Genomic DNA, 14860 nt, shown 5'->3' on the forward strand with positions numbered 1-14860 from the left:
TCACAAATGCAAGCAAGCCGATCTACAGAAAAAGTAGACCGGCGATTGCCGCGAGTAAGACAGCTTGCCACGGTGGACGTTTCCATAGCTGCAAAAAAATAAATATCACAATAACAAACACAAATTGAACGGATGTCTTAACCGTATCTACAAATATTGGATCGTATAGGGCCGCTAGAAGGATGCCGACGATCCCGGCATTCACTCCTTTAAGTGCAGCCTGCGCAGCTCTATTTTGCTTGAGGGATTCCCAGTACGGCAATGCGCCAATCAATAATAGAAACGCTGGCAGAAAAATAGCGACCAGTGCTATGCATGCATAAATAATACGCATGGGTCCCTGCTGAACCGCAGCGCCAATATAAGCTGCGAATGTAAACAATGGACCAGGCACCGCTTGCACCGCACCATAGCCCGACATAAATTGGTCATTGGTTAGCTGGTTCACGCCAGTGCCAAGAAAAGCATCTTCCAGCATCGGAAGCACGACATGCCCGCCTCCAAATACGAGTGAGCCAGCGCGGAAAAAACCATCGATAAAGGATAATAACGCCGATCCGGTCCAGCGGCTTAAGAGCGGCAGCAGAAACAAGAGCAGAAAAAACAGTACAAGCATGCATACAGCGGCAACGCGGCCTGTCGTCTGCGGCATACTCTGATCATTCACCCTGTTTGCTGTTTCCTCTTGCGGCTTAAGCAGCAAGAATCCGATTCCTGCGCATAGCAAAAGCGGCAAAAGCTGACCCCACATGCCGGGCAGCAAAATGGCCATGCCCGCTGCGCCAAGCGCGAGCGTTCCTCTCAAACGGTCCGGCGCTAATGATCTCGACATGCTCCACACCGCTTGAGCCACAATCGCAACGGCAGCAAGCTTTAAGCCTTGAAGCCAACCAGCATGAGAAAGTGAGATGACATCTGTACCAAAGGCAAAAGCGGTCATGAGAATGGCTGACGGCAGTGTGAAACCTATCCACGCCGCAATCGCGCCGATTATTCCTGCACGCCCCGCCCCGATCGCCATTCCAAGCTGGCTGCTGGCAGGTCCGGGAAGAAATTGGCATAACGCTACCAAATCAGCAAATGCCCGTTCATTAAGCCACTTTCTCCGTACGACATACTCATCGCGAAAATAGCCGATATGAGCGATAGGCCCGCCGAATGAGGTCAGTCCAAGCTTGCATGCGGTCCAAAACACTTCCCACAATGCCGCCAGGCTAAAGCCTCGCCGATTCATTCATCCATCACCTCTGGGTTTGCATCGACCAAGCTTCTACATCCCACGTTTTCGTTACCCAATCCTCATAAAAATCAGGCTCGTGAGAGACGAGTACGACTGTACCCTTGTAGGCTTGAAGCGCCCGTTTCAATTCCGCTTTGGCGACTATGTCCAAATGGTTCGTCGGTTCATCGAATAAAATCCAGTTGCTTTCGCGCATCATCAGCTTGCAGAGACGAACCTTTGCCTGCTCTCCGCCGCTAAGCTGATTCAGCGCGCGTGTAATATGCTCGTTCTTCAAGCCGCAGCGGGCAAGCGCTGCCCGGACCTCATGCTGGTTCATAAAAGAAAACTCATCCCATACGTCTTCGAGCGGAGTCATCGTTGGAGCCTTAGCTTCCTGCTCGAAGTAAGCAGGAGATAAATAATCGCCAAGATAGGTCTTGCCTTCCAGCGGTGGAATAACTCCAAGAATCGTCTTGAGGAGCGTGGATTTACCAACGCCGTTGCAGCCAACGATTGCGATCTTATCGCCGCGCTCGATCACCATATCCATTTCAGGCAGCAGCGGCTTATTGTATCCGATAACCATGCCGTCGGCTTCAAATACGGTCTTGCCGCTCGTTCTGGACTCTTTAAAGTTAAAGGTCGGCTTGGGTGCCTCCTCTGGCTTGTCGATGCGGTCGATGCGGTCAAGCTGCTTCTCGCGGCTCTTTGCGCGGCCGGAGGTTGAAGCACGCGCCTTATTGCGCTGGATGAAATCTTCTTGTTTTTTAATGTAATCCTTTTGCTTCTCGTAGGCGTCGATATGCTGCGCTTTGTTTAGTTCAGACATCTCAAGAAACTTCTCATAATTGGCCGAGTAACGCGTCATCTTCGTAAATTCAAGATGATAAATAACGTTGACGACCTGGTTCATAAAGCCCGTTTCATGAGAAATAAGAACAAAGGCATACGGGTAATTTTTCAAATAATTAGTCAGCCAGTTAATATGCTCTTCATCCAAATAGTTCGTAGGCTCATCGAGCAATAGGACGCCCGGCTTCTCAAGCAGCAGCTTGGCGAGCAGAACCTTCGTCCGTTGTCCGCCGCTAAGCGCCGTAACGTCGCGGTCAAGACCGATCGCATTAAGACCTAAACCATTTGCCATCTCATCGACCTTCACATCGATTAAATAAAAATCGCCAATTTCAAGCTCCTCTTGAATCTCGCCCATACGTACTAAGAGCTGATCCAGCGTATCTGCATCGGCATCGCCCATTTGCGCAGCAATACGGTTAAGCTCCTCTTCTAATACGAGCAATGGCAAAAACGCATCCTTCAAAACGTCTCGGATTGTTTTGCCTGCTTCAAGCTTCGTATGCTGGTCCAAGTAACCGTAACGAACGCGTGGCGTCCATTCCACCTTGCCTTCGTCCTTCAGCAGCTTGCCTGTCAAAATATTCATTAACGTGGATTTCCCTGTACCGTTCGCGCCGACCAGCCCGACATGCTCACCTTCCAGCAAACGGAAAGATACATTTCTAAACAATACGCGGTCGCCAAACGTATGTGATAATTGCTCAACTGTTAACAAACTCATTTGTCTTTATCTCCATTCATGTATACACCTTAATCAAAACTGCAAATTACTCGATTTGCCCGTATCATTGTACCACAAAAACGGTCAATCTGTGTTTATTTCCTTGTAAAGGAGCTTTAAAATAGGCAGCAGCGCTTGATTCAGCCGCTTACATAGACGCGCGTCGTCCGCAGCCCATCGGCCTTTCCATTGCAGCGTCAGCATGGTCTCCTCTGGCAGTCTTGGCACAATAGCATGCGGCCGCTCCGGGAAAAGGGATAACCATTCGTTTCTGCCGCGAAAAGAAAGATCCTTATTCGCGATAAACTTCATTTTCCCGCCCGACGCTTGCAGCTCTTGCCTTATGGAACCAAGCTGTCTTAGCTCACCCGCTTGCCATTTAGCGACTGAGGGATCGCCAACAACAAACGCAAATTGCGCTTGCTTCAGCAGCTGGAGCGCATCCGGTTCAAGCCAGTTGCCGGATAAATCGATCAGGTTGACCAATCCTCCTGCATGCCGAAGCATTTGTTCAAATCGCTGCTCATCATGCGTTGACTCGGGGTTTTGCTCGGATAAAAGCGAAAACCAATTCACAGACAGCTCGTCTTCTTTATAATGAACGTAACGTTTGTCCAGCGCTATCCCGTTCTTCCTTAGACACTTACGTCCCGATAACCAAGCATGCCATTCCGGCCTCGCATGTTCATATTCGGCTGCCGTAACGGCTATGCCCTGCTGCCCTAGCAATGCTGCAAGCGTATGCGATAGAAAGGTTGCTCCTGCACCCGGAGCTAAAGACAGAACGCAAATAAGCATTCGACAGGTCTGGGGACGCCGCATATTTTTTTTCGCAAGTAAAGGATCATCGGGTAATTGTGGCGGTAAAAATGGCTTCATTGCCTCCTCTACCTCAAGCATGGACCGATATCGAAATTGCGGATCGGGCTGCAGCAAACGGCTCAGAACAACTTTGAATCCATTCGGAATATCGTTCTGCAACTGCGTGAGCGGCTCATGCGCTCCTCTGCTTCCATCTGTCCGCTTATAAATGATACCGCCGCTAGCCATAAAGTAAAGGAGCGCACCAAGCCCGTAAATGTCAGTCCGTTCATCGCTTTGGCCTGTCCCCTCCTGCTCCGGCGCTGCAAAGCCAACTGTTCCAAGCTGTGCGGTATCCTGCTGCTGTCCTGCTTTGAATTGACGAGAAATACTGAAGTCGATCAGCTTTACATGCCATTTGCTGTCGATCATAACATTCGTCGGCTTCAGGTCACGGTGGATAATAGGCGGCGTATGACTATGCAAATGGCTGAGCGCGGAGCATAGCTGTAAACCGATATGGACGATTTGCATAAACGTCAGCCCCGCAAAGCTTGTTTGAAATAGATCGGAAATGGTGTGGCCGTCTATATATTCCATGACGAGCGCCTCACAGCCCCCCTCATGTGGGGGAAAATAATCGACGATAACCGGCAAATGAGGATGGCTAATCTTCATCATCATATTCGCTTCACCGGCATACCTGCCGCTTCCTCCCGGCATTGGCACAATCACCTTTACCGCTCTAAGCTTACCCGCAAGCTTCAAATCATCGGCGGCATACACAACCCCCATACCGCCGCGCCCTAAAATGCCAACGATTCGGTAACGTCCGCCGAGCACCGTTCCATTCCGGTAAGACGCAAACAGCCTTTCTGCGCTTTCCATGCTTTTCCCTCCCAAGCTTGAACAAAGAAAAAAGCATCCCGACGCCGTTTGTATCGTTGCAAACGGCATCAGGATGCTTTCCTGATTTTATATTTATTAGTGCTACTTTAACATATTTTTGTTCATTATAACAATCAGGTGAATTATGAAAATATACGTTTTTTGGAATTGAGCAGCTCTGCCAGAAACGCTAGAGCTAAGCCTTGCCCCCAGCCTTGAACGCGTTTATGCGCCACTTCGCGATAGCCTTGCAGATCATTCATGACAGCCGTACCGGCGGATACGTTCAACACTGCGCCATCCTCGGTAATTTGACTTAAAATGCCTTCAATCGACCGTTGAATGTATTTGTTGTACAAGGAACCAAAAGCGAACAAGCCAGTCGCTATCCCTGCTGATCCCGAAGTTTCATGGTAGGAAGTATCGTCGTTCAAAACCGTATGCCATAATCCATTGTCTGATTGCAGTCGAACGAGTGTGCTTAGCTGATCGCGCATCGAACCTTCGATGATCATAAACGACGGATGCTGAACGGCAATATGAGGCAAAGCCTTAGCCATCGTAAGCGCAGCCCATGAGTTGCCTCGTGCCCAGAAGATGGAGGACATGTGATTTTGCGCGATATTATCCCAGCCGTGGTAATACAAATTTGTAACAGGATCCTGCAGAAAATGCTCGTGGCCGTGATACTGCTTAAGTCCATCTTCCAAATAATCGGCGCGATCCAGCAAATGTCCCATCCGCACGAGGAAATAGCCAGCCATCATCATCGTATCTACCCATGCCTGCTCAGGGAAATTATACGTTTCCGAATTTACGGTATGCTGGAAAATTCCGTCCGCGAAGCGTACCGCGTCATGTTTTAAATACTCAGCCATTTGAATGGCAACATCCAAATACTTTTGATTGTCGGTTGCTTTATAAAGGGAGATCAGCGCATGTCCAATCGACACGCCGTTAACGGAGAGCTTGGGCAGTCCGTCTTCCAGCTTCTCGTCAACCCATTCCTGCAGCAGTCTGATGTAGCGCTCGTTTCCCGTTGCTTCATAGGCTTCAGCCACTCCGTAGAAAGCGACTCCTCCCGGCCAATCCCAGCTAAAGTCCATTCGAAATGTACGGTCTACTACACGATCGATAACGTCCCGAATATGATTCTCGTCAAATTGAAGCTGCGGCATTTCCATCTTCCTCTCCCCTGATTCAAATAATTTTCTACTTTAATCCGCTTGTACTAATACCTTCAACGATGTACTTCTGAAAAGCAAAGAATATTGCGAGCACCGGAATCAAGCTGACGATCGACATCGCGAACATCGCTCCCCAGTTTGAGACTGTATCGCTGTCGAGGAACATCTTGAGTCCCATCGATACGGGGTACAAGCTGGGACGGTTCAAGTAAAGAACCGGACCGAGCAAATCTTCCCAGCGCCAGTAGAACGAGAAAATAGAAGCAGTGGCAAGCGCCGGTACGACCAGCGGCAATATAATCCGGAAAAACAAGCGGAACTTTCCGCATCCGTCGATCGTCGCTGCTTCGTCAAGCTCATTTGGAATCGTCCGAATGAACTGGATGAGCAAAAAAATGAAAAACGGAATGCCGAAATACTGCGGTATAACGATCGGCTTGATGGAGTTAAGCCAGTGGATCTTGGCGAACAAAATATATTGCGGTACCAGCACTACGTCATGCGGAAGCATGAGCGTCACCATCATAATGCCGAACCAGAACGTTTTGCCCGTGAAGTTAAGCCTTGCAAAGCCGAATGCGATAAATGCCGATGATAATACAGCGCCAATCGTTGACAAAATAACGATTTCGAGCGAGTTCATAATAAAGTTGCCGAATGATTGGCCTGCGATTCCGATCCAACCGATTTTGTAATTTTCCCAAATCCACGGCTGAGGGATAAGCGAATCCGCCGTTGCGAAGATCAAATTACTTTGCTTGAACGAGCTCATCAGCAGCCACAATACCGGATAAACCATCACTAATGCGAGTGCGGCGACAAAGATATGGTAGATAGGCCATTTCAGTTTTTTTAATATCATTATTAATGGCCACCTTTCGACTCGTAATGTACCCATTTTTTGGATGTGGCAAACAATAATCCCGTCAAAATCGCAATAATAATGAGCATGATCCAGGCCATTGCTGATGCGTAACCCATATCAAAATAGACGAATGCTTGGCGGAATAAGTAAAGTGAATAGAGCAGCGTACCGTCTAACGGACCGCCTTCCCCTTTGGAAATAATGTAAGCAGGAACGAATGTCATAAACGCTCCGATTGTCTGCATGATCGTATTAAACAGGATGATCGGGCTGAGCATAGGCAGTGTGATTTTAAAGAAACGAATAATCGAACCGGCTCCGTCCACGTTCGATGCTTCATATAATTCCGGCGGAATGTTTTTGAGGCCTGCCAGAAAAATAAGCATCGAGGAACCAAACTGCCACACCGACAACGTAATGAGCATCCAGAGCGCAGCTGCCGGTTCGGCAAACCATCTCACGCTATCTAAACCGAGCGCATTCAGAAAAATGTTTATGACTCCTTCGTCGCCATACAGATTGCGCCACATAATGGATACTGCAACGCTGCCGCCAATAATAGAAGGAAGATAATAAACGGTCCGATATAACCCGATTGCTTTCGAGGCTGTATTTAATATCATTGCGATAAACAAAGCAAAGGCTAGTCTAAGCGGAACACCGATAAATACGTACAGAAAGGTTACTTTGAGCGATGCCCAGAACTTTGAGTCATCGGTAAACATCGACTGGTAGTTCTCGAATCCGATAAAGGAAGGTGTCGACAATAGATCATAATCCGTAACCGAAAAATATAACGATGCCGCTGCTGGAATCAATGTGAATATTAGAAACCCGATAACGAATGGGCCAATAAACGTGTAACCGATCAAGTTGTTTTTAAGTGATAGCGATTTCATCTTATCCAACTCCTATACGAAGACATACGTGCCAGTTATGAAAGAGCGATGGCCGATCTGCCGACCAACCATCGCATCTGACCAAGTTTTATTACTTGTTTTTCTTAAGAATGGCGGTTGCTTCGTCTCTAAATTTCTTTGCAGCTTCTTCCGGCTTAATTTTGTTGTAGTTCATTTGCTCTGCAAGGCTGGTCAACGATTTGAACACTTCAGCAGATCCGATCGGATCTGCAGGATCCATCGGAGAGCTGTTTGCTTCAGCCCAGGCAACGTAGTCGTACACTTGGATTTGAGCTTCAGTGGAAACCTCTTTTAGCGCTTCTTTTACTTTAGCCGAAACCGGAACGCCGCGATCGCCCAAAATTAACTTATTAGCTTCGATATCATTTACGAAGAAGCTGATAAATTTAGCTGCCTCTTCTTTTACTCTCGAATTTTCAGAAACGGAGAAGAACATACTTGGCTTCAAGAACAGACCTTTTTCCATATTAGGACCAGCCATTGGAGCGATCGCTAGCGGACGGTTTGCAACCTGCTGCAAGCCGACATATTGATTGGACCATTGCCATACGCCAATGCCTTGATTAAGTACGAGATGGCTGTCTTCCGCGCCTTTAATTTGAGCAAGCACGTCTGGTGAAGGTACTGCGCCGTCAATAACCAGTTTAGCCAGCATTCCGAAGAAATCCGTGAACATTTTATCGTCTTCATAGCCAAGACCGGTACCGTCTGCATTAAACAAAGTTTTGCCTAATGTACGGAGGTAGTAGCCGAAAAATACTTCCGCGCGCATACCGTTATCGAAGTAAAGACCTGCTGCTTTTGCTTTGCCGGCCAATTCAACGTAGTCATCCCAAGTGAAGTTTTCAGGGATGGAATCAATGCCTGCTTTTTTCAGAAGAGCCGGATCGTAGTTGAAGCCAAGGGCGTTTACGCCAAGGTTAATACCGTATAGACCGTCGCCCAATTTACCGCCGTCAATCGCATTTTGGCTAATATCGCTCACGTCGATTTGTTTCCCGAGGAAAGGAGTCAAATTAGCGAGTTGATTTCTGCCTGCATATTGCGAGTAGTTTTGCGTATCGATTTGGATAATATCAGGAAGCTCGTTCGCGGCCGCTTGAGGCGCTAGCTTTTTCCAGTAATCATCATAGTTCGCATATTCCATTTCAATCGTTACATTCGGGTTTTTTGCTTTGTACATTTCGATAACCTTCATCGTGTAATCGTGACGAGGCTGACCGCCCCACCAGGCGATACGCAGAGTGACCGGCTTGGCGTCCGTGGTATCCTCTTTTACTTCATTACCCGATTTCGGGCTGTTGGTGGAGTTAGCTGTATTTCCATTACCTGAGTTGCCGCCGCAAGCGCTTACGAGAACGAGTGCAAAAGCCATGAGCATTAAAAGCATTTTTTTCGGTGCTTTCATTGTGTTACGCCCCTTCCAGACTCTTTAATGTTGTTTACAAGCCTTATTATAGGCCCGATGTCGAATTGTCGGAATTAAAAAAACCGCTTTCTTTGTTAAAAAAACAGAGGTCGCCATTATGGCGACCTTTTGTATTCCGATGGGGTGAATCCTGTATGTTTTTTGAATACCTGGCTAAAATATTGCGGATTGTCTCCGAACCCGAATTTTTCGGCAAGCTCAAACACCTTCACATCGCCGGTTTTTTCGATTTCCTCCATCGCCTTGTCCATCCTTAAACGCATGACATAGTTAGAGAACTTCTCTTCCGTTTCCTTCTTGAATAGCTTGCCTAAATAATCGGCATTCATATACAAAATCTCGCTCGCTACCCAGTTAAGCGATAAATCCGGATTCGAAATATGGTCTTCAATCACTTGAATCATTTTATGAATAATGGAGGAATGTTTCTTCGTATGCGTTTGAAAGTTGTTCAAGCAAATTTTCTCTGCATTTTCGGTCACGAATTGCTGGGTAGCACGCAGCGTAAAAAATTGATCGAAGCTGGCGATCTTTTTTAAGTAGTCGTTAATTTCCTCCGGATTTCCTTGCCGTACAATCGATATATAGAGCGGAATGACATAAGACATAGACAGATGGGTATCCATCCGGCTGTCAGCCAGCAATGTAAAGTAGTTATGCAGCTCAGCCTGCACAAACGACCAGTCTCCCGATTTTACATGCATGCAAAGCGGCTCTTCATCGTAAAAGAAAGGCTTATGGGCGCTACTGTCGCCTCTTTCGACATCCTTCTGCGTGATGATGCTGCCTTCTCCCAAATAAAACTGGTAGTTTAAGCATTCCAGCGTATCGCGGTACATTTTGCGGGCATTTATAATTTGTCCGGCCTCGCTAACCGCCACAGTAGCGTCCAGCTTATAGTAGGTTGAGAAAGTTTGCTTAATTTCATTCAGCCGTGCAAATAAATCATCGGCTTCCACGATCTCCTTAATCAGCAGCAGCACATGCTTCCCAATGGTCGTGCTGAGGAGCACAATCGATTTGCCGAGCACGTCCTGCGCAATGTTTTTGACAGCGAACATATGCTCAAATTCAAATTGTCCCTCGATTTGAAACAAAAGCAGCTGCACCTTATCATTTTCTACCGTAATATGAAACAGGTTTCCGTAGTCGTCCCAATCGCGTTGACCATAGGTTTTATTTGTTACTAGCTCCTTCAGAAACTGTTCCTTCGCATGAGGAAGCACCTTGGACAATTCCTTCTGAATATTGAGCATGAAGCTTTCTTGCGTATGCTGCTTCTCGAGCTCGGCAATGACCTCGGTCAGCGCATCGGTAATCGTATTCTCATTGCATGGCTTCAGCAAATAGTGCTTGACGCCAAATTGCATCGCAGAACGGGCATAATCAAATTCACTGAAGCCTGATAACAAAATAAAAGCGATGTGGGGGTATTTCTCGGATACTTTCTCGACGAGCTGCAGCCCGTTCATGCCTGGCATTTTGATATCCGAAATGACGATATCCGGCATATGGCTTTCTATAAAAGCCATAGCCTCAAGTCCGTTCCGAGCTGTTCCCGCCAGCTCCGTGTGATACGCATTCCAATTCACCTTGCGCGAAATACCTTCAACAATTATTCGCTCATCATCTACAAGCAGCACCTTATACATCAGAATCCCTCATTTCGTAAGGAAGCATCAGCGTGACTTTCGTGCCTCCGTTTAGCTCACTCTCGACTTTCAGACCATATGCATCGCCGTAAAGTAGCTTTATGCGGTCCTCAATATTTTTCAAGCCTAAGCCCGAGCCTTTCGGCTTCACTTGCCCGCTCAATAGCAGTGTGACAAATTGCTCCTCCATACCCGGACCGTTATCCTCTACCGCGATGAACAACAGCTCATTCTCCACATAAGCATGAATTTTTATCATACAGGTGTCAATCATTTGTTCAAGCCCGTAGTTGATCGCATTCTCGACTAGCGGCTGCAGCGAAAGCTTAGGAATGCTGCAGTACAGCAGCTTCTCGGGCACATCGACATGAAAGTCCAGCCGTTCCTCGAATCTGTATTTTTGAATGGTGATATAGTGATTAATGATGTCAAGCTCCTTGCTCAGCGGAATGAGCGGCTCCTTCAGGTTGATCGAGGTTCTGAGCAATGAGCCTAATGCTTCGACCATTTGGGAAATATGCGTCTGATTGTTTAGCTTGGCCGACCAGTTTATCGATTCTAACGTATTGTACAAAAAATGCGGATTAATTTGAGCTTGGAGAGCCTTAAATTCCGTATCGCGAATCGTTAGCTGCTTCACATAGTTTTCATGAATAAGCGCATTGATTCGTTCGACCATTATACGGAAATTACGATGCATTTGTCCGGCTTCATCCATCGCCAGCGCTCGCTCGTTCGGTTCTTCGTTATATTCGAAATTACCGAGCTGCACCCGCTTCATCTTGGCGTTCAATCGTTCGATGGGCTCCGTAATACCGTTAGCGAAACCGACGGCAATGATAAGGATGACGACAAACAATACGATGAAAATAATAATAATCGTATTTTTCACCTTTGCAACGCGGTCAAAAATATCGTCAAACGGAATTAAAGTATAGTAAGTCCAATCGGTATACGTTGATGCGATATAAGTAACGAAATACGGCTTTCCTTCGTAACGAATAACCTTATACCCTTCATCGCCGGGCAGCGCCGACAACGTATCGATTGGAAATGCCGATGCTTCAGGATAAACAGCTTCATCGTTTTTCATAATGATCAGCTGGGCGTCATTACTGTTCATGCCCTTAGCCAAGTCATGAAATAGCTTGGCCATATCGATTCGAAGCGCTAGTGTGCCGATGTAATCCAGCTTCAACTGCTGGAACGAACGCACCTCGCGCGCGGCAACCAAGGACTTATCATTGCTGTAGGGAGCGATCCAAGTATTTCCTCCCATATTTACCGCTGTTAATTTCTTAAACACGTTCAAACGATCCTGATACACCGTAATCGAATTGGCCCCGACCGCATATTCATTGTTGTTCACGTCATAAAGCTGCGCAGATAGCACATATTTATCGAGCGCTCCGATATTAACCATCCGCTCCTTAACCGTCAATTGAACGACATAGTTATCGTAATCAGACAAACCGCTCTTAATCGATCTCAAATATTTTTGGATGGTCGAGTCCGTCGATAACATGAACGTCAGCTTCTCCATCTTTTTTAGTTCGTTCTCGATGCTAAGTGAAGATAAGCTAAGCGCCTTGGAAGATTGCTTGTAAATTTCCTGATCATAAAAATCGAACGCATACTGCTGGATAATTATCGCAAGCACGGCAACAACGAGCATAACGACTGAAATTAACACAAACATTTTGTGTTTAATCCTTAAATTTGTATAAAGCGCTTTCAAGTTGGGCACCGCAAAAAGCCTCCTTCAAGCGATAACAGCAATCGCCAGTTGAGTAAGGTACATACCTTCAGACAGAAGAAAAGAGCGCCCTGCCTTGCGGTGAGGGCGGCTCTCGTTATTTTTTGATCAAAAACAGTGTTATCTCTTCGCGATTATGGAACAATTGCTTCGCTTTTTGAAGTGTGAATTCGGTTGACAGTCTTGAAATGACGTCTCTGATCGTTTGAAGCGGCTTCCGGTGCATGAGCTTAACCGTAATAATTGCTGTAGCGCCCTTCGCAAGGGCAGGCTCCAGATCAAGCACAAGCTTACACATCAGCATAGGGCTCCAGCTCATATCGCAAACGAGTAAGTCGAACGAGCCGGCATTAAACTTTACGTCCGAAGCATTACGTTTTAAATAGGTCAAGGTCGGATAGGCCAATAAGGACGGATGTAATTCGGCAGGATCAACAGCGGTTACACGCAATCCGCGCTCCAGCAGAAGTGACGTCCAGCCGCCTGGCGCCGCGCCTACGTCCAGCGCATTCTGATACCCGGCGTAATTAAGCCCGAATTCCCGCTCCGCTTCAAGCAGCTTGAACTTAGCACGTGATACCTGACCTTCTTCACGCTGGAAGCGAACCGCTCCACCCGGCCAATCCGACAGCATGTCGGGCGGCGTACCAAAGCCAACATAAAGCTGATTGACCGCAGCATATATCGCAATGATAATCTCCGGCTGCTGCACAACGGGCTCCGCACCGATCTCTTCCAGCACCGCATCAATCACAGCCTTCGTATCCGCAGCCGAATAAACAAACTCCGATTTGGATAAACGTCTGATATGGACGCCAACTCGTTTATTTTCAAAGCTCAGCACGGCATGACGGACCATTTCTGACAATTGCTCTAAATCATTTGCATTTCCGGAAATTTCGATCGTCCGGTCCACCGGCTGCACATGCCGCAAAAAGATCGGTTCCTGCTGACGAATGGCTTGCAGCGTCTCTTCTCTATTTTGCGGGCTCGACATTAAAAACACTTCACCTGCGGCCAGCTGCGTAAATGACGCACCCTCGATCAACTTCCGAAGCTCTTCCATTGCATATGGTGCATAAGTTTGATTTGCTGTTCCGATCCATTGACTCACGTGTTTAAACCTCTTTCGTTTATGAATTACCCTTGGTCCCTATAAGAGATTTGCACCCCTTGCCCCTTAAGGGGTTTTTACACTCAAACTATGAGGGCTTGTACACCTGTATCCAAACATAAATTGATAACCCGAACACTGTGGGGTTGAAGATCAACCTTTTTAAAGGCTTTTCGAACCCCTAACCAACCTTTAAAGGCTTTTCGAACCCAGCCAAACCCTCCCTTCCAAGGGAGGACCCCGAGGGTTGCACCCTCTGGACACCCTCAGTTGGACTAACGTTCGAGTTGGACAGGCTCTCGCGAGCTGCGTTAGTGTAGGAGCGCTTTCGTCCCTGTGGGACACGCTTTGCATGGGTGCACTTGTGTTACCTGAACACCTAACCTGAGTAACGAGCTTGGTGGTAAGGTGTTTGAATACAACGTCTGCGCTTGGAGCGCTTTCGTCCCTTCGGGATACACAGTATAGTTGATGCACTTGTGTTACCTGAACACCTAAACCTAAGTAACTAGCTTGATCGTATGGTGTTTGATTGCAACGTCTGCGCTTGGAGCACTTTCGTACCTCCGGGACACGCTTAACAGTTGATGTAATTGAGTTACCGTAACACCTAAACCTAAGTAACTAGCTTGATCGTATGGTGTTTGAATGCAACGTCTGCGCTTGGAGCACTTTCGTCCCTCCGGGACACGCTGAACAGTTGGTGTAATTGAGTTACCGTAACATCTAAACCTAAGTAACGAACTTGGTGGTAAGGTGTTTGAATACAACGTCTGCGCTTGGAGCGCTTTCGTCCCTTCGGGACACGCTTAACAGTTGGTGCAAATGAGTTAAATGAACACCTAAAACCTGAGTAATAAGCTTGGTAGTAAAGTGTTCGAATGAAACGTCTGCGCATGGAGCGCTTGCGTCCCTTCGGGACACGCTTAACCAGTTGGTGCAATTGAGTTACCAGAACAACTGAACTCGGTGGTAAGGTGTTTGAATGCTACTTTTGAGCTTCGTGAGCTTTTATCCCTAAGAGGCACTCTTTTATGGTTGTGATATATTAGTTATTAATATGGCTTTGAATTTTGTTCCAATTCGTGAACTTAATTTGCCCAATACTTGCATTATAGCCGAATTAGTTACAATTCGTGAAACTAAACCTGGCTATTTCGAGGAAGCATCTGAAAACTGGCTATTTAGTTTCGAGAATCGCAACTAAACGAACACATTTTCACGTGTATCTTCAAATAGTTTCATGAAATGCAACTAATTCGAACCCACCATCTCCATCCACACCTTAAAGCGTGTCCCATAAGGACGAAACCGCTCCAATCGCTATAAGCAGCTTGACCTAATCGCTGTCCCTCAAAATTTATTCATGCTTTCAGGTCCCCTAGCGGCCTCCAATGCAAGCGTGTCCCAAAGGGACGAAGCGCTCCTAAACTAACGCAGCTCGCGAGCA

General features: G+C 47.0%; 10 protein-coding genes. All 10 read right to left on the reverse strand.

What is annotated here, in order from left to right; genetic code table 11:
* Window positions 1–22 precede the first annotated feature (22 nt).
* A complete protein-coding gene (gene chrA, locus AC0YNZ_RS05785; protein WP_475825727.1) occupies window positions 23–1234 on the reverse strand; it encodes a chromate efflux transporter in 1212 nt (403 codons plus the stop codon).
* Between the two features lie 7 nt (window positions 1235–1241).
* Window positions 1242–2798, reverse strand: coding sequence for an ABC-F family ATP-binding cassette domain-containing protein (locus AC0YNZ_RS05790; protein ID WP_475825728.1), 1557 nt, complete (start codon window positions 2796–2798; stop codon window positions 1242–1244).
* Between the two features lie 84 nt (window positions 2799–2882).
* Complete coding sequence (locus tag AC0YNZ_RS05795) at window positions 2883–4487, reverse strand: serine/threonine-protein kinase (protein WP_475825729.1); 1605 nt, start codon at window positions 4485–4487, stop codon at window positions 2883–2885.
* Window positions 4488–4630: 143 nt separating this feature from the next.
* Window positions 4631–5665 (reverse strand): glycoside hydrolase family 88/105 protein, encoded by a 1035-nt coding sequence (locus AC0YNZ_RS05800; RefSeq protein WP_475826151.1) that lies wholly within the window; start codon window positions 5663–5665, stop codon window positions 4631–4633.
* A 34-nt stretch (window positions 5666–5699) separates the two neighbouring features.
* Complete coding sequence (locus tag AC0YNZ_RS05805; protein WP_110772985.1) at window positions 5700–6536, reverse strand: carbohydrate ABC transporter permease; 837 nt, start codon at window positions 6534–6536, stop codon at window positions 5700–5702.
* A 2-nt stretch (window positions 6537–6538) separates the two neighbouring features.
* Complete coding sequence (locus tag AC0YNZ_RS05810) at window positions 6539–7438, reverse strand: carbohydrate ABC transporter permease (protein WP_475825730.1); 900 nt, start codon at window positions 7436–7438, stop codon at window positions 6539–6541.
* 91 nt (window positions 7439–7529) lie between these two features.
* Window positions 7530–8867, reverse strand: a complete 1338-nt coding sequence (locus AC0YNZ_RS05815) for an ABC transporter substrate-binding protein (protein WP_475825731.1) — start codon at window positions 8865–8867, stop codon at window positions 7530–7532.
* 116 nt (window positions 8868–8983) lie between these two features.
* Window positions 8984–10540, reverse strand: coding sequence for a response regulator transcription factor (locus AC0YNZ_RS05820; RefSeq protein ID WP_475825732.1), 1557 nt, complete (start codon window positions 10538–10540; stop codon window positions 8984–8986).
* Window positions 10533–12287 (reverse strand): sensor histidine kinase, encoded by a 1755-nt coding sequence (locus AC0YNZ_RS05825; RefSeq protein WP_475825733.1) that lies wholly within the window; start codon window positions 12285–12287, stop codon window positions 10533–10535. Before AC0YNZ_RS05825 ends, AC0YNZ_RS05820 begins: the two co-directional genes overlap by 8 nt.
* Before the next feature lie 106 nt (window positions 12288–12393).
* Window positions 12394–13410: an SAM-dependent methyltransferase gene (locus AC0YNZ_RS05830; RefSeq protein ID WP_475825734.1), complete on the reverse strand. Its 1017-nt coding sequence runs from the start codon at window positions 13408–13410 to the stop codon at window positions 12394–12396.
* Window positions 13411–14860: the final 1450 nt, after the last annotated feature.

The organism is Paenibacillus sp. J2L1-98, assembly GCF_056269405.1.